Source organism: Bacillus cereus group sp. BfR-BA-01523 (assembly GCF_022662615.1).
In the GTDB taxonomy this organism is placed as follows: Bacteria; Bacillota; Bacilli; order Bacillales; family Bacillaceae_G; genus Bacillus_A; species Bacillus_A mycoides.
The window spans coordinates 21,936-45,886 of record NZ_JAKUDX010000012.1; the positions used below are offsets into that span (position 1 = coordinate 21,936).

The following is a 23,951-nucleotide window of genomic DNA, read 5'->3' on the forward strand; positions in this document are numbered from 1 at the left end:
ACTGTAAGCTAACTCGATAGTTACGTTTCAATATTTCTTATACACTAATACCAGAAGCAACGGAATAGCAAAAAAGCTTCTCATACTGTAAGGACTAATACAAAAACTGTATTTACTATAAAACATATAAAAAGGAGAAATCATCATGAAAAAATTAGTAGGAATCGGGTTAGCAGCAGCAATTTCATTCGGAGCATTATCAGGTTGTTCTTTATTAGGAGAAAAGGCGAACGGCTTAGTATTATACGGAACAGAAGATCAAGTTCAGCAAATCGCAGATAAAAACAAAAAAGATGTAAAAGAAAAAGATGTCTATAAAATGAAAGTTGCAACACTTGAAGGTAAAAAAGTACTTGTAATGGATAAGAAAACTGGTGAAGAACTCGTTAAGAAAGAACTACTTAAAAAAGTCGATAAAAATGATGACACAAAAGCAATTGATAAGTTACCAGCTGTAACAGCAGAACAAGGTGTATTATTTGCAAAAGAGAAAGTTGAAAATGCTACACTTGATGGAGCGAAATTAAAATATGAAGGTAACACAATTATCGGTGACGGCCGTTCTTATGGAGATATGTTTGCCATCGTTGATGACGCAGCATATGGAAATGTAAAAGGTGAAGAAAAATCTGTAGGTATTCTAAAATTTGATAAAGACCCTAGCAAAGAATTACCTGGAGCAAATGGAGTAGAAGCATCACAACTTGTAAAAATTAAAAAGTAAACAAAAAAGCTTTGCGAAATTCGCAAAGCTTTTTTCTATTTCTGAGCAATTTGCTCCATATCTGGACTACAAGTTTGCGATTGACATGACTTACTTAAAGAGCATGCTGCGCATTTTCCCTTTTTACTTCTCTTTACAAAATTAACTAACGTATATGCTGCATAACCAAAAATGATAGCTCCAATTATAATATTGACCATCACCGCGATACATCTCCTTCTAGAATCCGAGTAAGGACCCAACTTGGTATATAATGAGCGTTAATACATAAGCAACAACGAGCGGATAAACGACAGAGAAAACTGTCCATTTCATCGATCCTGTTTCACGTTTAATAACAGCTACTGTCGCTAAGCACGGAACATATAATAAAACAAAGAACATAAATGCATAGGCTGATAGCGCAGTATAATGTGCTCCCATTACATTTCCTAGCACATCTTCTTTAACCGCATAAATAATTGCCATTGTAGAAACGACAACTTCTTTCGCTAAAAATCCTGTTAAAAGGGATGCCCCAGCTTGCCACGTTCCAAAACCGAGCGGTGCAAAAAGTGGTGCAATAAATCCACCAATCATCGCTAAGAAACTGTCTCCCATATCAACACCAAATCCTGATGGACCTGCATAGTTTAATAACCAAATGACAACAGAACCACCGAAGATGAATGTACCCGCTTTACGAACAAATCCTTTCCCTTTCTCCCACGTGCTCAGCCATAACGTTTTCGCTTGTGGCACACGGTAAGGTGGTAGTTCAATTACAAAAATAGATTTTTCTGCTTTTAAAATAGTAAGAGACATAATTTTTGTAACGAGTAATGCAAGAACAATCCCTGCGATATATAAAGAGAACACAACAGTCGCCTGACTATGAGGGAAGAAAACTCCCGCAAATAGTGCATATACAGGTAAACGTGCCGAACAAGACATAAACGGTGTTACAAGAACTGTAAGTAACCTTTCTTTTTCTTGTTCAATCGTTCTCGCTGCCATAATACCTGGAACGTTACATCCAAAGCCGATAATCATCGGAATAAATGCTTTTCCGTTTAAACCGAAAAACTCCATAATTCTATCCATAACAACTGCAATTCGTGCCATATATCCTGAGTCTTCTAATAATGAAATGAAGAAAAATAGTGCAAAGATTTGTGGAACGAATACTAATACCGCACCAACCCCAGCAATAATACCTTCTGTAACGAGTGCTTGAATAAAGTCAGAAGCACCAACACTTGTGAGCCCAGCTGTAACCCAATCAGTAAGTTGTCCGCCAAAAAATCCATCAAGCATATCAGATAAAGGTGTACCAATCCACGTAAACGTAACCTGAAAAATAAAAAACATAACTGCTAAAAAGATTGGAAGTCCTAAAATTTTATGTGTAATTAACCTATCAATTTTTTCTGAAAAAGGAATTTTTCCTTCTTTCTCATGTTGCATAACATTTGTTTTTAACTTTTCAATATACGCTTCACGAGTCTTGTAAATGTGCTCTTCCAACGTACAATCAAGTTTTCCATCTAAACGAGATCGAATGGCTATAAGTTCCTTATAAATTGGTAATGCTTTCATTTCTTTTTCTACTACTTCGTTATTGCTTAAAAATTGAAGGGCTAACCATCTCGGATGCTCATAATTCGCTGTCTCTAAAAGAGCGATTACCTCTCCAATTCCTTCATCCATTTGTACACCATATGAAATAATGAATGGCTTTTTCTCTTTTTGTTTCTCTTCATGAAGAGTAGTAAGTAATTCTTCACAGCCTTTTCCGGTTCTTGCGATGACAGGAATGACTGTTACACCTAATATTTCTGATAGCCGTTTTACATTAATCACAATTCCTCTTTGCTTTGCCACATCAATCATATTTAAACCAATTGAAACGGGCTTACCAAATTCAAGTAATTGCAATGTTAAATGCATATTTCGCTCAAATTGAGAAGAATCCACTATATTTAACATATGATGAAATTCATCTGTTAGTAGAAAATTCGTAACGACACCTTCATCACGTGAAACTGGATTCAAATCATAAACGCCTGGTAAATCAATTAATGTTCCTTGCTTATCTTTTAATTTACCAACCTTCTTTTCTACTGTTACACCGCTCCAGTTTCCTACATATTCATAAGAACCAGTAAGTGCATTAAATAATGATGTTTTCCCTGTATTCGGATTCCCTAGCAAAGCAACCTTATTCACGCTAATTCCACCTTTATCATTTTCGCGTCACAATGACGAATACTAATTAACTGTCCACGACACTCCAATGTACAAGGACCTTTAAACATCGCTTTCTGTTTCAAGCGAAGTTCGCTTCCTTCCGCAAGACCGAAAGCAGCTAGTCTACGCTTTAATAACTGATCTAAAGACTGAATACTTTTTACTAACACTTTCTCGCCAATTTTAATATCTACTAAGCTCATAACCTTCCCCCTCAGAAGAGAATGATAATTATTTTCAAAAAAATTATATCATACTCTATTTCAATTGGACTATACCCTTTTGCTTCATATTTATTAACATTTCGCTACAATTCTATTTCAATAATTGTCATACGGTATTCATTTGCCATTCTCATCCATTTCGCTTACAATGAACAATAGCAAATAAAGAATCTCGTTATCACAGGGGGAGCCTTACCGCTGAGAGGGAACAATTCGTTCCGACCCTTTGAACCTGTTAGTTAATGCTAACGCAGGAATTGTGCAAACGTCCGAAATACACACCTCTTTTTTTATTTACGTATTTCGTATCCTCCTATGATAATGTTCTTTTTTGTGCAACTTGGATATAGGGGGAGACAACATGCGTAACACCAATTTACAAGCGATGATCGAATCTGCTATTCTTGCAGCCTTCGCCTTGATTATCGACATTCTACCATTATCAATTAAACTTCCAACAGGCGGTTCCATCTCATTTGCTATGATTCCTATTTTTATTATCGCATACCGCTGGGGCTTCAAAAGGGCTTTCTTAGGAGGCTTAATTTGGGGACTTTTACAAATTGTCGTAGGCGATGCTTACATTCTAACACCAGTTCAAGCATTCATTGAGTACTTCATTGCCTTTGCCTTTATCGGCTTTGCTGGTTTATTCTATCGTCCAATTCAAAAAGCACTTGCCTCAGACATCAGTAATGCAGAGCATTCAAGTTTTGGTAATCGCAAAGATAAACCAAAACAAAACAAAGGAAAAAAAGCACTTGTTTACATTATCATTGCAACATTTGTCGGTAGCTTTGCACGCTATTTCTGTCATTTTATCGCTGGTATTATTTTCTGGGGACAATATGCACCGAAAGGACAATCAGCTGTGCTATATTCATTAATTGTAAACGGCAGTACCATGATCGGTTCTTTCATAATATGTACTGTATTACTAATTCTTTTATTTACAACTTCACCACGCTTATTCAAAAGTATCGGTGCTTATCAAATGAATACACAAAAAAAGGGCGCTTAATTAGCGCTCTTTTTTTCATATCGTAATATCAATTAAAAATACAATAAATGCACAAAAGAAAATAAATACCATTATACTTAGCCAATTGCTATGCACGGTTCATCGACTCCTTACATAACCTCATTTTCTATCCAAATTATACTGCTCCAAAATAAAGATTAGGTAAAGATAATATGAAAATAAATTAAAAAAGCGTAGATAGTATTGTCTACGCTTTTTTCGGTAAATAGAAGTAAAATAACACACCATCTTCGGTATTCTTCACCCCATATTCAGCATCGTGCAATTCTAAAATATTCTTTGAAATTGCAAGGCCAAGCCCTGTTCCACCTTGTGAACGTTTCCGTGCCGCATCCACACGATAAAAACGATCCCAAATTTTATCTAATTGTTCTTCTTCAATGTGAGCACCTTTATTTTCAATACATACTTTTATATGATCCTTCCCGTCTATTGTGGAAATAATAATATCTTCTTTTTCTGGTGTATAACGTATTGCATTCGTAATAAAATTCACAATTACTTGTTCAATTCTATTTTGATTCCCAATCACTTCTGCTGGACATATATGTTTGTGCACACTCAGTTCTTTTTTCTCTATCTCCGCTGAAAGCTGTTCACATATTTCTTCAATCACTCCATCGATATAGAAAGAATCCATCTTCATGTTATATGTGCCAGACTCAAATTTAGCTAATTCAAGCATATCCAAAATTAGTATATCCATCTTGTCTACTTCTTTTTCCATCGCCTGAAAATAGTAGTCTTTCTTATGTTCAGCTACCCCATCTTTTAAAATGGAAATACAGCTTTTCATAATACTCAGCGGCGTTTTTAGTTCATGCGATACACCCGCAATAAATTCTTTCCTTGTGTTTTCTAACTTTCTTTCTTTTTCAATATCTTGTTCTAACTGTCCAATATGTGAATGTAGTTTATTAGATAATGTATTAATATTTTGCGATAAATCACCAATTTCATCTTTTGAAGTAATCGGAATTTTTTCTGTGAAATCCAAATGAGCTATTTTCTTCGTTGTATCATTTATTTTTAGTAGCGGTTTTGCAATTTGTTTTGAGTAATAAAACGAAGCTAGAAAAATTAGAATGACTACAAATGCAACAATATAGATGTAATAATCTTGCACCATTTGTACAGCCTCATCTACAGGCTGTAAAGAAGCCATCGCATATATATATGTTACCGATCCGTCTTTTTCTTTTTTTGGTTTAATTAATAATTTATATTTTATATCATTTTTTTCATAGTCCATTATTTGTGTTGAATACTGTATATGATTATTCTCTTTTAATAATAAATCAGTTTGAAATTCTTTTATGCTATCTAAGAATAAACTATTTTTATAAATTGGATTCACAGGACCTTTTACATCGGGGAACTGTACTTTCGTAACACGTCCTATTATGAAAGCATCTAATTCCTGAGCAGCTTGCTCCTGAACGGCCGGCTTCTTTTCCTTAACAACTTGTTCCTCAGCTGCTTTCTTTTTCTCCTGATCTAATTTAATCATTTTCTCATTAAATGCTTTTTCTAACGGTTTATTAGATCCACTTAAATTTTGCTTACCTAACGAGAAAGAGAATGGAATAAAACTTTCTTCTTTTCTCACTCCAGAAAAATAAATTTCTTGTCCTAAAAACTTCTCTGATAATTTATTATCAATCTCCTCTATATTGACGAGATTACCTAAGGGAATCTTGAATATTTGTTGTCCAAAGCTCTTCTGTTGCTTACGGTCTATCGTTACTTCAAAATAAAAATCATCCACATGTTTTAAATTCCCATTCTGATCTAATATCGTAATCCACGTATTATTTTCTCTTAAAAAATCTTGCTCCAGCTTCTGAATTCCTTCTGCATTTCCTACATAATTCAAATAATTCTTCTCAAAGGAATTTAAATTCACTTTAATATCTTCTACTTTTCGGTTCGCATAATATTGTTTAAAAAATATCGTTTGACCAATAAATATCGTCGCTAAAATCAACATACATAGAGCTGTTGTAAGGGTAAATAATTTAAGTACAATCCCTTTTCTCATATGTTCCCCTCGAATTTATAACCGGTTCGCACTACAGTTGTAATGTACTTTGCTTTCTCTCCTAATTTATTTCGCAAATTACGAATATGACTATTAACCGTTCGATCATCGCCAGCAAATTCGTACCCCCAAATTCTTGAAATTAACTGTTCTCTCGTTAAAACAATCCCTTGATTTTTCATGAAATAAGCTAATATTTCAAATTCTGTATGTGTTAAAGTAATGTCTGCCTCATCAACAGTAACAGTACGTGACGGAAAATGGACGTGAATGCCATGAATTGATAATGTATCATCTTCATTTTCCAAAGGTTTCTTTGATGCTTGTCTACTTTCTAATAATCGTTTCGCTCTCGCTAATAAAATAGGCGGACTATATGGTTTCGTAACATAATCATCTGCCCCAAGCTCAAACCCAAGTAACGTATCATCTTCATCTACACGTGCCGTCAGCATAATAATTGGAACCCCCGACGTCTTACGAATCCTTCGGCAAACAGACCATCCATCAAGTTCCGGCAACATAATATCAAGTATAACTAAATCGACCTCTTCTTCTTCAAATAAGACTAAAGCTTCTTTTCCGTCTCTCGCTTCAAGCACTTTATATTGTTCACTCAAAAAGTAATCCTTTAATATTTCGCGTAAAATATCTTCATCTTCAACAATTAAAATGTTTTTTGACATAATCTATGTCTCCCCCTCTCATTTTAAGTAGCTAGCATTTTGTACTTGATAATTTTATTTTGAATTGCTCGTAATTAACTTTGCCTCGATAATATATCGATCCGGTGCATCCCCTATATAATCAAATGGATAACAAGTCGTCAGTGTTAATGTCGGTTCTTCTTTTTTTACAATAACAGTGCGATCATCCGCGTGTGTAATCCACATCTTTTGAATTTCATATGTGTACATTGTATTGTCATATTCTACAATGAGATTATCTTTTTCTTTAAGCTCCCCTAATTCTGTAAATACAGTATCTCGATGCCCACTCAGTACAGTATGTCCTCCTCCAGATGGTGTTGTCGTTAAATCACTAACAAACATACCGACTCCTTTTTTCAATGTTGCATCATTTGCTCCCCAATATATAGAAAACTTCTTCTTTATTTTCGGTATATTTAACATTGCTACCTTTTCTCCTTCTTTATGCTCGGTTTGAGAAGAAGGTACTTGAGAAGTTACAGGTGTTTCATGTGAAAGTTGATTATCTTGTATATTTTTAAGGCTCTTTATTTCTTCTTTCGTTAATTCTTGAGCAGAGCTTTTTCCTTTATACCATTCCACAGCGTAATACGATCCCATGAATAGCCCTATGGCCATCAATATGATACCGATATAATTGAGTAACTTCATGTTCCATCCCTCCATGCAAAAAATGGTAGGAATAACCTACCATTTTTAATATATGAAATTATCCCATTCTTTATAGAAAAATATTTTATTTACGCCTTAACTTTATTACGACGCTTCAAACCAAATAATGTCCCTATCCCTAAAAGACATGCGCTTAGTGCCATCATTGCTACATTATTTGATGCTGTGTTTGGTAATTTTTCACCTTGTACAGCTGGCTTTGCTACTTCCTGTTTCGCTGCATCATTCTTTTGCCCTGCCTTAATTGCTTCTTCTTTTTTTGCAAGAGCTTCCTTTTCTTGCACTTGTGGTGTTACTTCTTTTTTCGCTGTATCATTCTTTTGCCCTGCTTTTATTGCTTCCTCTTTTTTTGCCATATCACTTTTTTCTTGTACTTGTGCCGCTTCTTTTTTCTCTACTTCGCTCTTTTGCTGTTCCTTAATTGCTTCTTCTTTTTTAGCTTTATCTTGCTGCATTTGCGCTGATTCTTCTTTTGTTAATGTTCCAGTATCCGCACTCGCTACTGAAGAATATCCTACTGTTAAAAGTGCCATTGCACAAATTGGTAATAGTTTTTTTTTCATTTTATTTCTCTCCTTTTATACTTTATTCTAGTAACACATCACGTCGCACCGGATGTATCATTAGAATAAACAAGAGATGTAAATATAAGATGCAGATGAAATGGAATTCTGTTAAAGATTTCATTTTAGAAAAATAAAAAAACACCGTAATATATACGATGTTTTTTCGGGTGTGTGTCTCGATATTTATTTGTTACTTTCGCGTGATTGAGAAGTAGAAAGGGCCGGAGTGATAACTAATTGTCTCGGCTCAGTTTTCTTGAAGTGATTTTTGACGTTACACTTACGACATTGAACGACCCATGCTTTAATAGGATTTGTTAAAATAATTTTTTGCCTTTCGTTAGGGGCCTCTTCTTCCAATTTACAACTATCGCTCCACTTACTCCATTTCATTGTAAATTTAGAAGAAGAATGATCGTCTTCTCGATCAAACGTATGCAAAAAATCCATTTCTCCAGCTAGCATTATGGTGTTACTAGTTGCTAAAAAAGAAAAGGTCGTCCAATGTTTCTCCATGCCCTCCTACTCCTTTTTCACATATAGAGTGCCTAAAACTTAATTTACCTAAAATATGCTTACCTTTTACCTTACACTTATAGTTTATCCAAAACACTACTATGCAACTATCGATTTGTCTTACAAATCACCTTACATTTTTGTAAGAAACGAAAAACCTTCACTCTATATACGTGAAGGTTTCTCATTTCTTATCTATAGAATCTTTCATATCATCAAGTCCAGCCTCTTGCAGCTGCGACATCATACCGTGGGAAATTGCGCCTAATACTAAAGTCATTCCAATTAGTGAAATGCGAATTGCAGGTACATCAATTATGTAAGCCAACATACCAAGAACAATTGTTAAAAACAATGCTTTTATAAATGTTACACTTGTATACTGTTTCTTTTTCATCATAATCACCCTTTTTTGGAAGCGTTTTCTTAACATTATCAGTATATCATATCATCTGACTATTTTGTGGGCATTTCTGTAAAAACCTTATATCTTCTTTGACTTTTTTCTTTCTATCCTTTACAGTCGAAATGTTCACAAGTTTTACACTGTAGGAGGATTCAAATGAAAATTGAAATAAAAGACACTTTAATTTCTGAAGAACAATTACAAGAAAAAGTAAAAGAACTAGCGCTTCAAATCGAACGTGATTTTGAAGGAGAAGAAATCGTTGTAATCGCTGTATTAAAAGGATCTTTCGTATTCGCTGCTGATTTAATTCGTCATATTAAAAACGAAGTAACTATCGACTTTATCTCTGCATCTAGCTACGGAAATCAAACAGAAACAACTGGAAAAGTAAAACTATTAAAAGATATCGATGTAAACATTACTGGAAAAAACGTAATTGTCGTAGAAGACATTATCGATTCTGGTTTAACACTTCACTTCTTAAAAGATCACTTCTTCATGCATAAACCAAAAGCATTGAAGTTCTGTACGTTACTTGATAAACCTGAACGCCGTAAAGTGGACTTAAAAGCTGAGTATGTTGGCTTCCAAATTCCAGACGAATTTATCGTTGGCTACGGTATCGACTGCGCAGAAAAATATCGTAACTTACCATTTATCGCTTCAGTTGTAACGGAATAATATAATAAAGTGAAACCTTAATCAGTGGGGTTTTTGTCCATTCCCAATGATTATTGGCCCGTAAATAGCGGGATCAAATAAGCTTCCATGCATTATTGGTGGAAGTTTTATTTCTACCGTAATTTATAAAAACAAAGGGAGAGATGAAGAATGACAAAAACAAAATTTGAAAAAGTACTCCTCATCGTAAATCCGAAAGCAGGACAAGGCGATTTACATACGAACTTAACAAAAATCGTACCACCACTTGCCACAGCTTTTCCTGACCTACATATCCTTCATACGAAAAAACAAGGTGATGCAACAAAATATTGCCAAGAGTTTGCTAGTAAAGTAGATTTAATTATCGTCTTTGGTGGTGATGGAACTGTATTTGAATGCACAAACGGCTTAGCCCCTCTTGAAACTAGACCTACACTTGCAATCATTCCAGGCGGAACTTGCAACGACTTCTCTCGCACACTTGGTGTTCCGCAAAATATTGCAGAAGCAGCGAAACTCATTACAAAAGAACATGTAAAACCAATTGATGTCGCAAAAGCAAACGGACAACACTTCTTAAACTTCTGGGGCATTGGACTCGTATCTGAAGTATCAAACAATATTGATGCAGAAGAGAAAGCAAAGCTTGGTAAAATTGGTTACTATTTAAGCACCATTCGAACTGTAAAAAATGCTGAACCATTCCCAGTAAAAATTACTTACGACGGACAAGTGTATGAAGATGAAGCTGTCCTTGTTATGGTTGGAAACGGTGAATATCTCGGGGGTATCCCATCCTTTATTCCGAACGTAAAATGTGATGACGGAACACTTGATATTTTCGTAGTCAAATCAACAGGCATTCAAGCGTTTAAAGATTATATCGGAAAGAAACTATTTGAAGACTCAAATAAAAATGACATCTTCCACGTCAAAGCTAAATCCATTCATATTGAAACAGAAGAAGAAAAAGAAGTAGATACAGATGGTGAAAGCTCTCTACATACACCGTGTCATATTGAGTTGTTACAAGCGCACTTTACGATGATTTATAATCCTAATGTTGTGTAATGAAAAAAACGAGTGATATCACTCGTTTTTTTCTTCTAATCTAATTATGTCGTTGTATAATTTCTTGTATTTCTTTAACTCTCTCTAAAGTAATTCCATTTCTTTGTTCTATCGCTAAAGGGTGATTGGTTGGCTCTACTTCAACATACGGTGCCATTCCAACTTCTCTTATATGTACATTTGTCTTTAAATTTAGTGTTTCTGGATAAACTGGTATTTCTACAGATAACCAGCCAAAATGAGGATCACTATTCTCTCGTCCTCTCTCATCCCACTCTTCTAGTACTTTATCATAACTTTCTTTACTAAGTGATACCCACACAGTCCAGATGAAATTTTCGTGGTAATCAATTATAGGAATCTCTAAACAGCCTCTAATAAAATAATGTTCATCGTCCATTACACAAAGATCTGATGTTAAATGGAAGCGTCCCTCTCTTTCATGAGCCGCTACCTCATAGTAATAAGATGGTGCTTCACTTCCGTAACATAAAGGGAATGTAAATTGGTTCATTTGTATCTTTTCTCCGGACTTTCTTCTTCTTTTCATCTATTATGAGTTCTCCTATCCTTTAAATTTCATTCACACTCAAAATCCATCCAATTTTTCCAATGTGTATTAGAATCCTTATTCACAATAACACTTGGATCTTTCTTCTCTATTGTAGCAGCTACTGATTGAAAAAATTCAATTTCACTAGAGTATAACATAGACATACTTGCCTTTCATTTTCTAATAATACTACTAACAAAATAGCAGAAGGGCCTGTTTGCATGGCCTAGTTCTTTTTAGGTACAATGAAAGAAAGAAAGAAACAACCTGATACAAGGGAGAGGAAACGCTGTGTTCAACCAACAGTTAGTTAATTTACGCATTGATTTTGCATTTAAACAATTGTTTGGTACGAATGGTAGTGAAGATATCCTAATTGCATTTTTAAACGCTATGTTACAAGAGTCTTTAGAGTCGCCCATTGCTTCTCTACAACTAGAAGATCCACATTTGCATCGGGAATATGAAGAGGATAAGTTATCTATTTTAGACATTTCAGCGATATTAAACACAGGAACAAAAGTAAATGTAGAAATACAGCTCAATAATAATCACGATATGATAAAACGTAGTTTATATTATTGGGGAAAATTATACACATCCCAATTACAAAAGAGCCTGCCATATAGCTCACTGCATAAAACCATCACCATAAATTTATTAAACTTCATAATGTTTTCAGAACAAAACGCCTTCCATTCAACGAGTATATTATGGAATACACAACAACAGAAACTCCTAAGTGACGACATAGAAATTCACATTGTAGAAATCCCAAAGTTAACAGAACAATGGCATGAAGAAAAAGTAAATCCGTGGAAAGATCCATTTGTTCGTTGGCTTTTATTACTTTCAGCAAATGAGGATGAGCACTTAACTAAAACATTGGAGGATATTGCTATGAACCAAGATCCTATTTTACAAAAAGCGATAAATAAATGGGAACGTATGAGTCAAGATTCTTCTTTCCGACAAGCCTATGACGCAAGGGAGAAAGTTTTAATGGATGAAGCAGCAAAATTCGCCCACGCAGAGACAGAAGGAATAAAAAGAGGAATGGAACAAGGGATTAAAAAAGGCATTGAACAAGGCATTGAAAAGGGTCGAAAAGAAGGGGTTCAGCAGGTAAAAATTCAAATGATTAAAAATATGTATGATCTTGGTATACCACTTGAAACGATTGCTAAGGCAAGTAAATTAAGTGTGCATGAGATTGAGCATATTTTAGGACATAAATAGTAATAAAAAAGAGCTTGAATGGTTTCAAGCTCTTTTTTATTAACTTTCCTCAATTCTTTCAATCTTCCAAACTAAATTATCTGGCTCGTTTTTCTCTAAAAAGGTTAACATCCACATGGTTTTCCCTTTGTCGTTCATCAACATCACTTTATGGTTTAACTTCCAAGCCACGTCACTAACATGATTAAACATTTTATACATATCTTCTTCTCTAATAAGCTTTTCCTTTTTGATTAATCGTCTCGTTCTATACTCCCTTATTTCTAAGTACATATCAGCATAAGCCACTTCATACTGCCAAATTATACTACATACATATTTTTTATTCGGACTACTCTTCTTTATATATACAAGTTCATTTTTATAATCCAAATCCAGTACCTTATTGTATGCTTTTTCTAACACCTCTATATCCCAATCACATTCCACAGCTAAACTCTTCATTTCAGTATGAACGATTTGAAGGGCTAATTCTTTTTTCTCTTTATCTGATAAATATGGAAAATCATTTACACTCCCATACTCTACAAACACATTCATATATCCAGGAAAAATTCGATATTGCTTCTCCCACTGATTTAATAATGAAATATCATCCACACAGTAAATCAAAATAACTTTTTCATAGTCTGTTCTTAACTTTGACATATGTCGCTCGTATAAAGAAGTAATACAGCTCGTTTCTTTTAAAAAAGATATCTCTTCCTCATAGTTGCTTGAGGATGTTAATTTTAATGTCTCTAAACTACTTATATGCTCTTTTCTTTTTAGAAAACTTAATTGGATATCTCTTATAATTGGCATTTACTCTCTCCTTCTTAATACTACGACTATAAAATATTTTTACTAATATACCTCTTACATACTTGTATATAATTAATGCTCTAGCGCCAACTAATCCATTTCAACCCAGCCCATTCCCATAGAGAGAAACAAAAGCCCCACTACAAAAAAGAGCGCACCAATTAAAAAGTAGAATGGTGCAGCGGATCACAAAATAGCTCTAGAATATTTTGTGCCACTACTGTCCATTTACCTTTTTTTGAATCTTTTTCTTTTATTTCTTTTACAAACCTATACATACTTAGACCAATAAAAAGGATACCTATTAATAGGCATCCTACTATGATAAGAATTCCCAAATATAGCACTCCATTTAAAATATCCTTGTTATGTACACCCTATTTTAACTAAAAAAACGAAAGAGAACATCATTTTCTCTTTCATTTTTCTGAAATCGCACTGTGATTTTTCAACATAAAAAATCCAAAACCATACAAAGTGATTTTGGATTTAATATAGTTAAAATATTAAATTACATTTCGAACAAAAAGGAGCAGAATTTCCTCTTCTAATTTTCGCATCACATTTTGGACAATATACATATCGCTCTTCTATCTTTTCCCGCTCTATCATATGTAAGGATACTATTCTCATACTACACATAATCCCGATTAAAATAAGACTAACAATGAGTAGCACAACTCTCGCCCCCTCTAACTACATTTTACCATAAAATAACAAAACCGATTCCCACATTAAGAATCGGTTTTATACTTACAATCCTAATTTCGCCTTCGCTCCATCAGGAATTTTATCTGTTGTTACTTGCACTTTATCATGTAAAAACTTACCTCTCGTAAGCACATGCCAGTATGAGCCTTTTGGTAATTCATCTACTTCGTCAATTGTAACTTCTTTTTCCTTACCCTTTTCATCATAAGCTTTCACTTTATATTCACGACCTTTATTTCCACCTAACTCTTTTCCATCGTTATCAATTATTGCATAATGGTGCTCTATATCAAGAAATGGATTCATTCTATCCATCCCAGTGCTCCCATTTAATAAATATGCCGCTCCTGCCAGAATAACAAGTAATGATCCAAAAATAAATCTTTTCATCTATATCCCGCCCTTCATTATATTTTTCTATAAGACGTTTCTCAGTATAGAGCGTATTTCTTAATCAAAACTCGTACGGTTTCTTAACATTTTCTTAAACTAAAAGTGAAATATTAATTAGTAAGCTCAAAAAACGAAAAAGTTACTTTTTACACTATAAGAAAAAAGGAGCTGCATTATGGATAAACAAGAGTTTATTGAACTCGTTAATTCAAAATTAAAACTCATCCGTGTTGAAAGTGATTTATCACAAGATAAAATGTCAGAAATTATTGGTTTATCGAAGAAAACATTAGTGGAAATCGAAAAAGGAAGACGCACACTAACATGGGCAGACGCAGTTTGTGCCGTAACACTCTTCGAACAGAGCGATACAGTCCAGATGACATTTTGGGATGATGTGAATGAAATTATAAAAACAATCGCTTTTACACATTACAATACGAACTTCCCGAAGACGTTAGGAGGAAAAGTGTGGTGGCGACAAATAAAAGAATTAAACAGTTATCAAATACAACAAAATATTTTATCTCAATATTATCGAATTTTAGATAAAGAAGACCGTAGGATATGCCATTCATTCGAACTAGATGAAATTGAACAGCGATTTATGGAAATGGCAAAAACATCTCAATAAAGTGAAACTTTAATCAGTGGGGTTTTACTGTCCACTGTCCGTTAATGCGGGATAAAATAAATTCCGGAGTATAATTCAAATGAAAAAACAGACAAATATCACGATTTTAAATACGGTAATCATTAGCACCTTAGTATTCAATTTATCTATTTTCACATCACGAATGAGCTTTTTGCCTTGGTATATTGAAGATGGATGGGGATACTTAGGATTATTATTTACGTCCTTTATTTTCTTAATTAGCTTCTTTAAGTCTTCTAAGCTTCATAAAGGTGGAAAGTTAACTATGCTACAAAAGTTCATTCCACTTGCTTCTGCCATACTTTCAATCTTCGTTCTTCTCATCCCATCAAGTAATATGTAACACTCCATTTACATCATTTTATTAATATAACAAGAATGACAGACTTACAGTACACAAATTCTGTATGCCTACTCCCTCCTCAAATGTTATTTGTTTTATCTCCCACTAGCGCTTATCAAAACAAAAATAGCCATTCACCTGACTAAAAAATTAGGTGAATGACTATTTTTCTTGTTCTTATTTCCTTACAGCTACCGTCTATTACTTCGCGCTCACAATCTTATAATAAGAGCGAACTGTTAAGAAGTAATAACTGATATAAATAACGCTGTATACTCCGATACTAATTAGAAGCGGAATCATAATTTCAAATGGTAATAAGTTTGCTAAGCCTTTTAGTGCAAATAAGCTATGCAGAATTCCGATTACTAACGGAATTGCAAAGATAAAGCTTACTTGTTTTGCGATAGCTTTTTTCATCTCTTGTTTCGTTACACCAACTTTACGAAGTACGACGTAACGCTCACGATCTGCATTTGCTTCTGTTAATTGTTTAAAGTAAATGATAGAGCCTGTTGCTAGTAAGAATACAAGTCCTAAGAACATTCCGATGAACATCATTAGTCCCGTTCCTTCAAGCCCCATCTGGAAACCAGTATAGAAATCTCTAAATGGTGGTACCATTTCTGATTCACCAACTGGCATCACTTTTGTTAATTTTTCTGTTAACACTTTACTATTTTTTTCATCTTTTACATCAATATTTTTTACAACACGTGTTCCAAATGCTTGCCTCGCTTGTTCATACATTTCATCTGAAACGACAACAACTAGTTCACCTAAGTTCGTAATTGCAGTATCATTTGCACCTTGAATCGTTAATTTCTTCGTTTCATTGCCAATTTGGAATACTGCTTTGTTCCCTTTATATTGAGGACTAAACTCATGCCCTTCAATATAAGAACTATCATATATAAATGCTTCACCAGTAGTTACATTCACTGTTTCCGCATCAATTTTTTTAGCAAGTTTGTTAAATTCGGACTGAGATATAAACTGATATTTTTCTGAAATCGTGTAGTTCATATTAAGAATGAAATCAACTTTATCCCCTTCAAACTTCCCTTTGACAGGAACTGTCTCAACTTCAAAGTGATCTTTAACAGGGTGATTCCCTTTCTCTTCCGCAAAAATCGCATTTACTTTCTTATCCAGTTCTGCATCCTTTTTCTCATAAGAATAGCTGTATGGCATAGCTGCTTTTGATTGCGTAAATGTGTTGTAATACATCGTAACTGACGTACCAACCGCTGTTAATGTTACTGCACTTAAAATAGAAATTGTCGCAAGTGACTTTGCATTCCCTTTAATACGATATAGTAACTGTGACGTCGTTACCATATTCATACCGTTATAAAACGATGATTTATTATTTCTTGCACGTTTCAATACAAATACTGTAAAGAACATAAATAGTAAGTACGTACCTAATACTGTCGCCAGTAAAATGTAAAGTGCGACTACCATAAAGTCTGCATACACAACTGCCTTCATAAACATTAACGCTAAGAAATACCCCGAACCGATTAAGAAAACTGAAATGAATGCCATAATTACAGACCCTTTTGGCATTGCTTCCCCTTCACGTTCAGCGCGGAAAAGTTCAATTAGCTTGAATCGATAAATTAAACGATATCCTTGAAGTGATGTATACAATATAATCACAAAGAAAATAATTGCTGTATCAACAATTGCAGCCATCGGCACTTCAAAATGAACATTTAAGTTTAATCCCATCATACTTACTAATAACTCAAGGAATAATTTTGAAAGGACGCTACCAATCGCAATCCCTATAATTAAAGACATTAATCCCATTAACATATTTTCATAAAAGAGCATTTTACCGATTTGTTTTTTACGAATACCGAGTAACGAATATAGCCCAACTTCTTTTTTACGTTTTCGTGTAAAGAAACCGTTCGAATATATAATGAACACCGCTACGAATATAATTAGCATGACACTTGAAACTTGAAATGCACCGCTAATTTTTTTAGAACCTTCCGCAGCTTTTTCCATTTGTGAATTATACTGCAACGCCTTAAATGTAAAATAGATGACGATGCTAAATATCATAGATGCAAAATATACAAAGTAGTCTTTAAAGTTCCGCTGTATGTTGCGGAGGGCAATGCTAGATAAGGTCATCAGCCATACCTCCAGAAATAGAAGACATTACGTCAACGACTTTTTGGAAGAACTGTTTACGTGTTGATTCACCACGGTGTAATTCTTTATATAACTCACCATCTTTAATGAAAATAACGCGTTTACAATAACTCGCCGCAAATGCATCATGCGTTACCATCAAAATTGTAGAATTATCATATTCATTTAACGACTTCATACTTTCTAATAAATCTGTCGCTGATTTAGAATCAAGTGCTCCAGTCGGTTCGTCCCCAAATATCATACTAGGACTTGTAACGATCGCGCGCGATGCTGCGCAGCGCTGCTTCTGTCCACCAGATACTTGATATGGGAACTGACTTAAAATATGATCAATACCGAATTTCTTTGAGATTTCCAGAACGCGGCGATCAATCTCACTCGCTTTTACCTTTGATAACGCAAGAGGTAGCGCAATATTCTCTTTTACCGTTAACGTATCTAATAAGTTATAATCTTGGAAAATGAATCCTAAATGATCGCGACGGAATAACGCTAGCTTATCATCATTCATCTTCACAATATCTTTTCCATCAATTAAAATTTCACCGTTCGTCGCATTATCAATTGTAGAAAGAACGTTTAGTAAAGTCGTCTTACCCGAACCAGAAGGTCCCATAATTCCAACGAACTCACCTTCTTTTACTTGTAAGTTAATACCCTTTAACGCTGCAAATTTATTCCCACCTGTGTCATATACTTTTTCAATATTTTTTGCTTCTAACACTGTTTTCATCTCGACATCCCTCATTTCTTCTATTCTCTATTTTCAACTATATACACTCTCTACTCTTGCCACTATCGATGTTTCTTACACAAACATGACAGTTATGTAAGGCACATAAGTAAAGACATCAGAATTTAACCTAATGTACTAAAGTACTTTGTTACTATAACATTGGGATATCATGCCATCCATTCATTCTCCTTACAGGAACATTACAATTTTGTAAGGTTAAAAATGCCCCCACAAAGTTGTGCATGAAATGTCGGATGGAGCTATTTCGTTCTTGATATTCTATATACAAAGGAGGTCATATAGTGGATTCACTTAAAAATATGAATGCGGCAATGCAGTATATTGAAGACAACCTTACACACGAAATTGATTTTAAAGAAGTCGCAAAAATAGCTTTCTGCTCCGAATATCATTTCAAAAGAATGTTTTCTTTTTTAGCTGGCATATCACTATCAGAATATATTCGCTGTAGACGTCTTACCCTTGCTGCCTTTGAACTAAAAGATAGCAATGCAAAAGTCATTGATGTCGCTATAAAATATGGATACAACTCACCAGATTCATTTACACGTGCATTTCAAAATTTGCACGGAATAACGCCTTCAGAAGCTCGAAGTACAATTCGTTCTTTGAAGGCTTATTCACCAATGACCTTCCAACTATCCATTCAAGGAGGAAATGAAATGAACTATCGAATTGAAGAAAAAGGGCCATTTCAAATCATTGGTATACAAAAACGAGTACCAATCGTTTTTAACGGTGTAAACAAAGAAATTGCTTCTATGTGGAAAAGTTTAACCCCACAGTCCATTCAAACATTAAAGATGCTTTCAAATGTGAACCCAAATGGAATCATTAGTGCCTCTACTAACTTTTCTGAAGGAAGAATGGAAGAAAAAGGCGAACTCGATCACTATATTGGAGTAGCCACAACGAAAGATTGCCCAGAGCAATTTGCGCAACTTGAAGTCGCTGCTTCAACATGGGCTATATTTGAAGCTGTCGGTCCATTTCCTGATGCATTACAAAATGTGTGGGGACGTATTTATTCCGAATGGTTCCCTTCTTCGAACTATGAACTAGCAGAAGGACCGGAAATATTGTGGAATGAACAGAAAGATGTAACTTCTCCAAACTTCAAAAGTGAAATTTGGATACCGGTTTTGAAGAAATAATGTCTAGATCCAAATTTCCCTAAAATAAAAAAGCTACTGCTCCTTTGAAAGGAGCAGTAGCTTTTTTATTTTAACTTCTTCTTTACAAACAAAATACGAATATGACATTAACTTTATTTTATACTTCTTCTCGACTCGTTCTTATACAAGAAAATAGTAACAATCGTAAGTACTATAACAACTCCAAAAGTAAACACTCTGTAGTTCGAGATCGTAGCAGTACCGATTAACAAGGCAGGTATAACAGCCATAATTAAGCCACCGAACATACCGACAAACGATCCTATACTTTGTTTTACTACTTGAGTTTCTGATACCCAATCATAATAACCAAATCGATTATTAATAAAAATCCCCCATACTGCCGAAAATAATGAATATGTTATCGGTGTTATTACGATGAAAAGAGAACTCCAAACATCTAGTTTTAACCCTATTATCAGTAATACAGCACTAATAAGTGATGCAGGTATACTTAATGAAAGATTCATAAGAATTTTACTGTCATAAATCATCTTTGGCGCTATAGGCAACGACTTAATAATCCATACATTTTTTCCTTCTAATGACAATGATACACATGTTGTACACGTCATCGAAATCGCTGCTGAAATAGCAAATGGAGCAATCTTTTGCAACAGAGGCTCAATTCCAGGATACGCTATTAATTGACTTGGCCCTACTACAACTATAGCTAGTGCGAAAGCTAGCGCCATCACAACTCCCATTCCGCTATTTAACACATACACTGTAGAAGAAAAGAAACGCTTCAGTTCTTTTTTATACAATGCGGCCAATACACTTTCTTTTCTCATGCTATGAATTTCATAATTTGAAAGCATATGATAAGTGGTAATCTCTGTATTTATTTGCTTATATTTTAACGAAAGGATTTTTACAAAAAGATAATACCAAATAACCGATATCCCAACAAACAGGATGAAAGCTACAATATCAGCATGAACAATTGCTTTTTGAAACATGTTAGCTAATGGATACACTTTAGTTAGTTGCTCTGAAATAATTGTACCTATTCCGTTCATATCATTAAGACTATATTGAGCATTTCCGCTTTTTAGCATAAAGAAACCGAATGTAATAATTACTATAAAACTTAAAGTCGTAGTTATTTTATTCGTATTTTTAAATTTAGAAGCGATTGCCGTAATCGCAGCTCCAAAAATCGCTGCTATTGTTGTTGGAATTAAAGATGCTATAAACATACTGATGGACCACATAAAGTAAAAAGAAACTGATGGCCTCTCATGTATGCCATAAACAACTCCCATTGGTAGCATGATTATGATTGAAAAGATCGTATTCAGCAAATATAAATACAAAAACCTACTTGTAATAACTGTACTTACACGAATCGGTAATGACATTAAAAGATCGTAATCCTTAAAAGCAAAAATCTCCCCATTTGCCTTAAATATAGTGAAAAACAACGTCAATACACTGCTAATAACTAGTGCATAAACTGGGATAATTTCACTTATTCCTAGCTTCACCAACCCATATGCCGAGGCCCCACAATATAGCATTAACATGACACCAACTAAGGCAATAGATGCTGACAGTAAAATCTTATTCTGCTTCTTCTTTTTATCTTTTTCGTATTTAAAAGTATTTAAACCAAGCTGCGTTATCAAGCGGATTTTTAAAAGACCTAGACTACTAATATTCATTAGCAAGCTCCTTCATAAAGAGCTCTTCCAATGATCCTTCCTTTATTAAAGAATTCACTTCCCCTGAAAGTGCTAATTTCCCTCTATTAATCATCGCTATTTTATTACATAACTTCTCCGCCACATCTAAAACATGCGTAGAAAAGAAAATCGCACTTCCCTTTTCACAAAGCTCCTTCATAATACCTTTCAACACTACAGCAGCCTTTGGATCAAGACCGACGAAGGGTTCATCTAAAACTAATAATTTCGGTTTATGCAAAACCGCTGATATAATCGCCACTTTTTGTTTCATACCATGTGAATAAGAAGATATTAAATCACCTAGGTACGGTGTAATCTCAAAAGCATCTCCATACTTTTGTATCTCCTTTTCCCGATCTTTTGCAGACACTTTAAACACATCCGCAACAAAGTTTAAATATTGAATTCCTGTTAATTGCTCATATAAATCTGGATTATCGGGAATATACGCCATTACTCTCTTACATGCAATCGGATCCTTTTTTACTGAATATCCATCAACAAAAATTTCACCCTCTTCAAAATCTATAACTCCAACTAACGACTTAATTGTTGTACTTTTCCCCGCACCGTTATGCCCAATAAATCCAAAGATATCTCCTGCTTGAACAGTAATATTTAACTGATCTACTGCTTTTTTGCCACCTTTGTATGTCTTGCTAAAATTTATAATTTCTAACATGTGATTTCCCCCAAACTATCTTTTAAACTGAATTTTCAGACCTAAAGGTGAAAAATTTACTCAGCGAGCTTTTTCGTTATCCCCACTGAGTATTAAAATTTCTTAACACATAGAAACTATAAATATAAAGTTTGACTAGTACAGTTCAATCCCTTATTGCTTACAATTGCATTTCTTTTTTATAAATAACATATGACTTTATCGTTGATATGAAGATGCATACTAATATTATTCCAATCCCCACAAAGATATTGAATGGATCTGGAAGTAACGCTCCCGCATATATACAAAGTGCACCTATTACAAATACCTTCGAAGCAAATCTGTGTGTTTTTCTCCAAACTACAGGATTTTCTAATGTCCAGTCCATTCGAATGCCTACTAAACCATTTGGCTTCGTTTGTTGCATGTGATTACCTAGTACAAGAAACAACGTTCCAAGTCCGAAATTAAAGGCGATTGAGCCTGAAGCAATATAATTAGACGCTGCTAATAACGCAAATATGTTACAGCCGAATCCTATAAAAAGAATGGCATAGTTAATTGCAGAAAGGACTTTAGCATGCTGTTTATACTTATCTTTTGTTACATCAATATACCCCATAGCTAGCCATATCAAATACAGCAACACCATACTACCTATTGAAAATGAACTTGCCTCTACTTTAGAAAAATATCCATCTACTATTCCCGCAGCATTATAATGACGCGGAATTTGTTCCGGTAAATATGGCCATACAATGTACCATCCCATTGCAATTGCAATAATTAAACTCCATGGTAATACGTGTCTTTTCATCCTCTCTCCCCCATAAAATTTCTATTAAGCTCCTATCTCTTTCTTATAAGCAACATAGGAATACACCATCGTACCAACAACCAGTACAACAACAACACTTAACAAACAAATCATCTTCCACATTCCCGGTAGAAACGAGGAAAATATGATTACAATACCGCCAATCATCATGATCTTTGATCCTATCCTATGCGTTTTTCTCCATACATTTTCACTACTTAACGTCCATGGCGTCTTAATACCTATGAAGAAATTTGGTTTACATTGCTGCATATAATTGCCGAGTACGATGAAAAGGATACCGACCATTATGTTCACAACGATTCCAATTGGAATGTTATACCCTAAAGCATTTGCTAGTGTCATCATATTAATAGTAAATAAGAAAAATAAAATTGCTCCATTTATCATTCCAAGTGCTTTAGGAAATCTTTTGTAGTTGTCGTACTTCGGATCTATCTTAGGCAATACAGTAACTAGTGCATATATGAAAACCATAATTGCTACATCAAAAATCAGCATTCCCATTTTTGACATATGTCCATCTACCTCACCATTAATATTCCAATGACTTGGAACTTCTCCCGGTAAATAAGGCCACGCGATGCACCATGCAATAATCGTTAAAGCAATTAATAATAACGGAAATATATGCTTCTTCATTTCCCCTCTTCCCCCTTATTCGTAAACGTAAACACCCAAGTCAATAAATCTTGAAATACAGTTGTGTTTAAAGAGTACATAACGAATTGTCCTCTTTTTTCATCTTGGATAAGTTCAGCATTTTTAAGCGCATTTAGATGATGAGAAATACTTGGCTTTGTCATATTGAACTGTTCAGCAATTTCCCCAGCTGTTAAATCGCCTTCTTTTAATAAATCTAAAATTTTTCGCCTTGTTGGGTCTGCTAATGCTTTGAATGCTTGATTCAATGTCTTTCTTCCTTTCGATAATTAGACATTTAGATATTTATCTAAATGTTAAAATATTTTCAGTTAATTGTCAATTGTATCCCTAGCCCTTTTTACTTTTTCCACTTTTAACCTATACTGTTTACTAGCTTATATTTCAACATAATGAAAAGACTTGAAACACATGGTACACTAT

The 23,951-nt window shown here is 34.3% G+C and carries 29 protein-coding genes, 1 pseudogene and 1 riboswitch; of the genes and pseudogenes, 8 read left to right on the forward strand and 22 right to left on the reverse strand.

Annotated features, from left to right (window positions below):
• The first annotated feature begins 145 nt into the window (after positions 1-145).
• Complete coding sequence (locus MR066_RS22295) at positions 146-724, forward strand: lipoprotein BA_5634 family protein (protein WP_044443882.1); 579 nt, start codon at positions 146-148, stop codon at positions 722-724.
• 35 nt (positions 725-759) lie between these two features.
• Here the strand turns inward: MR066_RS22295 and MR066_RS22300 are convergent, their stop codons facing one another.
• From MR066_RS22300 to MR066_RS22310, 3 genes are read right to left on the reverse strand one after another with little or no spacing between them, the layout of a single operon-like run.
• On the reverse strand, positions 760-927 hold the full coding sequence (locus MR066_RS22300; protein WP_033708410.1) for a FeoB-associated Cys-rich membrane protein: 168 nt from the start codon (positions 925-927) through the stop codon (positions 760-762).
• Positions 928-943: 16 nt separating this feature from the next.
• The gene (gene feoB / locus MR066_RS22305) at positions 944-2,932 is read right to left on the reverse strand and encodes a ferrous iron transport protein B (RefSeq protein WP_242248545.1); all 1,989 of its coding nucleotides are present in this window, start codon (positions 2,930-2,932) and stop codon (positions 944-946) included.
• The gene (locus MR066_RS22310; RefSeq protein WP_000060512.1) at positions 2,929-3,156 is read right to left on the reverse strand and encodes a FeoA family protein; all 228 of its coding nucleotides are present in this window, start codon (positions 3,154-3,156) and stop codon (positions 2,929-2,931) included. Before MR066_RS22310 ends, feoB begins: the two co-directional genes overlap by 4 nt.
• Before the next feature lie 194 nt (positions 3,157-3,350).
• Positions 3,351-3,452: riboswitch (TPP riboswitch) on the forward strand.
• An 86-nt stretch (positions 3,453-3,538) separates the two neighbouring features.
• On the opposite strand from MR066_RS22310, the gene thiT reads away from it, so the two are divergent.
• Positions 3,539-4,198, forward strand: a complete 660-nt coding sequence (gene thiT, locus MR066_RS22315; protein ID WP_242248546.1) for an energy-coupled thiamine transporter ThiT — start codon at positions 3,539-3,541, stop codon at positions 4,196-4,198.
• 208 nt (positions 4,199-4,406) lie between these two features.
• Here the strand turns inward: thiT and MR066_RS22320 are convergent, their stop codons facing one another.
• The 6 genes from MR066_RS22320 to MR066_RS22345 form a co-directional block, all read right to left on the reverse strand.
• Positions 4,407-6,260, reverse strand: a complete 1,854-nt coding sequence (locus MR066_RS22320) for a sensor histidine kinase (RefSeq protein WP_242248547.1) — start codon at positions 6,258-6,260, stop codon at positions 4,407-4,409.
• Positions 6,257-6,946 (reverse strand): response regulator transcription factor, encoded by a 690-nt coding sequence (locus tag MR066_RS22325; RefSeq protein WP_016130401.1) that lies wholly within the window; start codon positions 6,944-6,946, stop codon positions 6,257-6,259. The genes MR066_RS22320 and MR066_RS22325 overlap by 4 nt, the downstream gene beginning before the upstream one ends.
• A gap of 54 nt (positions 6,947-7,000) precedes the next feature.
• On the reverse strand, positions 7,001-7,621 hold the full coding sequence (locus tag MR066_RS22330; protein ID WP_078184696.1) for a class D sortase: 621 nt from the start codon (positions 7,619-7,621) through the stop codon (positions 7,001-7,003).
• An 89-nt stretch (positions 7,622-7,710) separates the two neighbouring features.
• On the reverse strand, positions 7,711-8,205 hold the full coding sequence (locus tag MR066_RS22335) for an LPXTG cell wall anchor domain-containing protein (protein ID WP_242248548.1): 495 nt from the start codon (positions 8,203-8,205) through the stop codon (positions 7,711-7,713).
• A gap of 186 nt (positions 8,206-8,391) precedes the next feature.
• Complete coding sequence (locus MR066_RS22340; protein WP_002089185.1) at positions 8,392-8,724, reverse strand: hypothetical protein; 333 nt, start codon at positions 8,722-8,724, stop codon at positions 8,392-8,394.
• Between the two features lie 184 nt (positions 8,725-8,908).
• Complete coding sequence (locus tag MR066_RS22345; protein WP_002143519.1) at positions 8,909-9,124, reverse strand: hypothetical protein; 216 nt, start codon at positions 9,122-9,124, stop codon at positions 8,909-8,911.
• A gap of 162 nt (positions 9,125-9,286) precedes the next feature.
• On the opposite strand from MR066_RS22345, the gene hpt reads away from it, so the two are divergent.
• Together hpt and MR066_RS22355 are read left to right on the forward strand one after the other, a co-directional pair.
• Positions 9,287-9,814, forward strand: a complete 528-nt coding sequence (hpt, locus tag MR066_RS22350) for a hypoxanthine phosphoribosyltransferase (protein WP_000687586.1) — start codon at positions 9,287-9,289, stop codon at positions 9,812-9,814.
• A gap of 150 nt (positions 9,815-9,964) precedes the next feature.
• On the forward strand, positions 9,965-10,867 hold the full coding sequence (locus MR066_RS22355; protein ID WP_242248550.1) for a diacylglycerol/lipid kinase family protein: 903 nt from the start codon (positions 9,965-9,967) through the stop codon (positions 10,865-10,867).
• Between the two features lie 40 nt (positions 10,868-10,907).
• Here the strand turns inward: MR066_RS22355 and MR066_RS22360 are convergent, their stop codons facing one another.
• Positions 10,908-11,417, reverse strand: a complete 510-nt coding sequence (locus tag MR066_RS22360; protein ID WP_242248552.1) for a DUF2199 domain-containing protein — start codon at positions 11,415-11,417, stop codon at positions 10,908-10,910.
• Positions 11,418-11,446: 29 nt separating this feature from the next.
• Positions 11,447-11,584 carry a DUF7003 family protein gene (locus tag MR066_RS22365; protein ID WP_002167499.1) on the reverse strand — a complete coding sequence of 46 codons (138 nt, stop codon included), beginning with the start codon at positions 11,582-11,584 and terminating at the stop codon, positions 11,447-11,449.
• A 127-nt stretch (positions 11,585-11,711) separates the two neighbouring features.
• Between MR066_RS22365 and MR066_RS22370 the strand changes: the two genes are divergently transcribed.
• Positions 11,712-12,659, forward strand: a complete 948-nt coding sequence (locus MR066_RS22370; protein WP_242248555.1) for an Rpn family recombination-promoting nuclease/putative transposase — start codon at positions 11,712-11,714, stop codon at positions 12,657-12,659.
• Between the two features lie 39 nt (positions 12,660-12,698).
• Here the strand turns inward: MR066_RS22370 and MR066_RS22375 are convergent, their stop codons facing one another.
• From MR066_RS22375 to MR066_RS22390, 4 genes and pseudogenes are all read right to left on the reverse strand, one after another.
• Positions 12,699-13,463, reverse strand: coding sequence for a hypothetical protein (locus MR066_RS22375; RefSeq protein WP_242248558.1), 765 nt, complete (start codon positions 13,461-13,463; stop codon positions 12,699-12,701).
• A gap of 90 nt (positions 13,464-13,553) precedes the next feature.
• Positions 13,554-13,801: pseudogene (locus tag MR066_RS22380) on the reverse strand (hypothetical protein).
• A gap of 160 nt (positions 13,802-13,961) precedes the next feature.
• Positions 13,962-14,141 (reverse strand): hypothetical protein, encoded by a 180-nt coding sequence (locus MR066_RS27325; protein WP_076541023.1) that lies wholly within the window; start codon positions 14,139-14,141, stop codon positions 13,962-13,964.
• Between the two features lie 75 nt (positions 14,142-14,216).
• Positions 14,217-14,564, reverse strand: coding sequence for a YxeA family protein (locus MR066_RS22390; RefSeq protein ID WP_242248561.1), 348 nt, complete (start codon positions 14,562-14,564; stop codon positions 14,217-14,219).
• Between the two features lie 178 nt (positions 14,565-14,742).
• Here MR066_RS22390 and MR066_RS22395 point away from each other — a divergent pair, with 178 nt between their 5' ends.
• Together MR066_RS22395 and MR066_RS22400 are read left to right on the forward strand one after the other, a co-directional pair.
• Complete coding sequence (locus tag MR066_RS22395) at positions 14,743-15,201, forward strand: helix-turn-helix transcriptional regulator (protein WP_242248564.1); 459 nt, start codon at positions 14,743-14,745, stop codon at positions 15,199-15,201.
• Between the two features lie 79 nt (positions 15,202-15,280).
• A complete protein-coding gene (locus MR066_RS22400) occupies positions 15,281-15,565 on the forward strand; it encodes a hypothetical protein (protein ID WP_242248566.1) in 285 nt (94 codons plus the stop codon).
• A 201-nt stretch (positions 15,566-15,766) separates the two neighbouring features.
• Here MR066_RS22400 and MR066_RS22405 read toward each other — a convergent pair whose 3' ends face one another.
• Together MR066_RS22405 and MR066_RS22410 are read right to left on the reverse strand one after the other, a co-directional pair.
• Positions 15,767-17,716 carry an ABC transporter permease gene (locus tag MR066_RS22405; protein WP_242248568.1) on the reverse strand — a complete coding sequence of 650 codons (1,950 nt, stop codon included), beginning with the start codon at positions 17,714-17,716 and terminating at the stop codon, positions 15,767-15,769.
• On the reverse strand, positions 17,703-18,473 hold the full coding sequence (locus MR066_RS22410; RefSeq protein WP_000859659.1) for an ABC transporter ATP-binding protein: 771 nt from the start codon (positions 18,471-18,473) through the stop codon (positions 17,703-17,705). The genes MR066_RS22405 and MR066_RS22410 overlap by 14 nt, the downstream gene beginning before the upstream one ends.
• Positions 18,474-18,778: 305 nt before the next feature.
• Between MR066_RS22410 and MR066_RS22415 the strand changes: the two genes are divergently transcribed.
• Positions 18,779-19,651, forward strand: a complete 873-nt coding sequence (locus MR066_RS22415) for an AraC family transcriptional regulator (RefSeq protein WP_201064110.1) — start codon at positions 18,779-18,781, stop codon at positions 19,649-19,651.
• Between the two features lie 113 nt (positions 19,652-19,764).
• Here MR066_RS22415 and MR066_RS22420 read toward each other — a convergent pair whose 3' ends face one another.
• The 5 genes from MR066_RS22420 to MR066_RS22440 form a co-directional block, all read right to left on the reverse strand.
• The gene (locus MR066_RS22420) at positions 19,765-21,339 is read right to left on the reverse strand and encodes a permease (protein ID WP_242248571.1); all 1,575 of its coding nucleotides are present in this window, start codon (positions 21,337-21,339) and stop codon (positions 19,765-19,767) included.
• A complete protein-coding gene (locus MR066_RS22425) occupies positions 21,329-22,045 on the reverse strand; it encodes an ABC transporter ATP-binding protein (RefSeq protein ID WP_002089208.1) in 717 nt (238 codons plus the stop codon). The genes MR066_RS22420 and MR066_RS22425 overlap by 11 nt, the downstream gene beginning before the upstream one ends.
• A 160-nt stretch (positions 22,046-22,205) precedes the next feature.
• Positions 22,206-22,844 (reverse strand): SdpI family protein, encoded by a 639-nt coding sequence (locus MR066_RS22430; RefSeq protein ID WP_002167490.1) that lies wholly within the window; start codon positions 22,842-22,844, stop codon positions 22,206-22,208.
• Positions 22,845-22,868: 24 nt separating this feature from the next.
• On the reverse strand, positions 22,869-23,507 hold the full coding sequence (locus MR066_RS22435) for an SdpI family protein (RefSeq protein WP_078421880.1): 639 nt from the start codon (positions 23,505-23,507) through the stop codon (positions 22,869-22,871).
• Positions 23,504-23,776 carry an autorepressor SdpR family transcription factor gene (locus MR066_RS22440; protein WP_002089211.1) on the reverse strand — a complete coding sequence of 91 codons (273 nt, stop codon included), beginning with the start codon at positions 23,774-23,776 and terminating at the stop codon, positions 23,504-23,506. Before MR066_RS22440 ends, MR066_RS22435 begins: the two co-directional genes overlap by 4 nt.
• Positions 23,777-23,951: the final 175 nt, after the last annotated feature.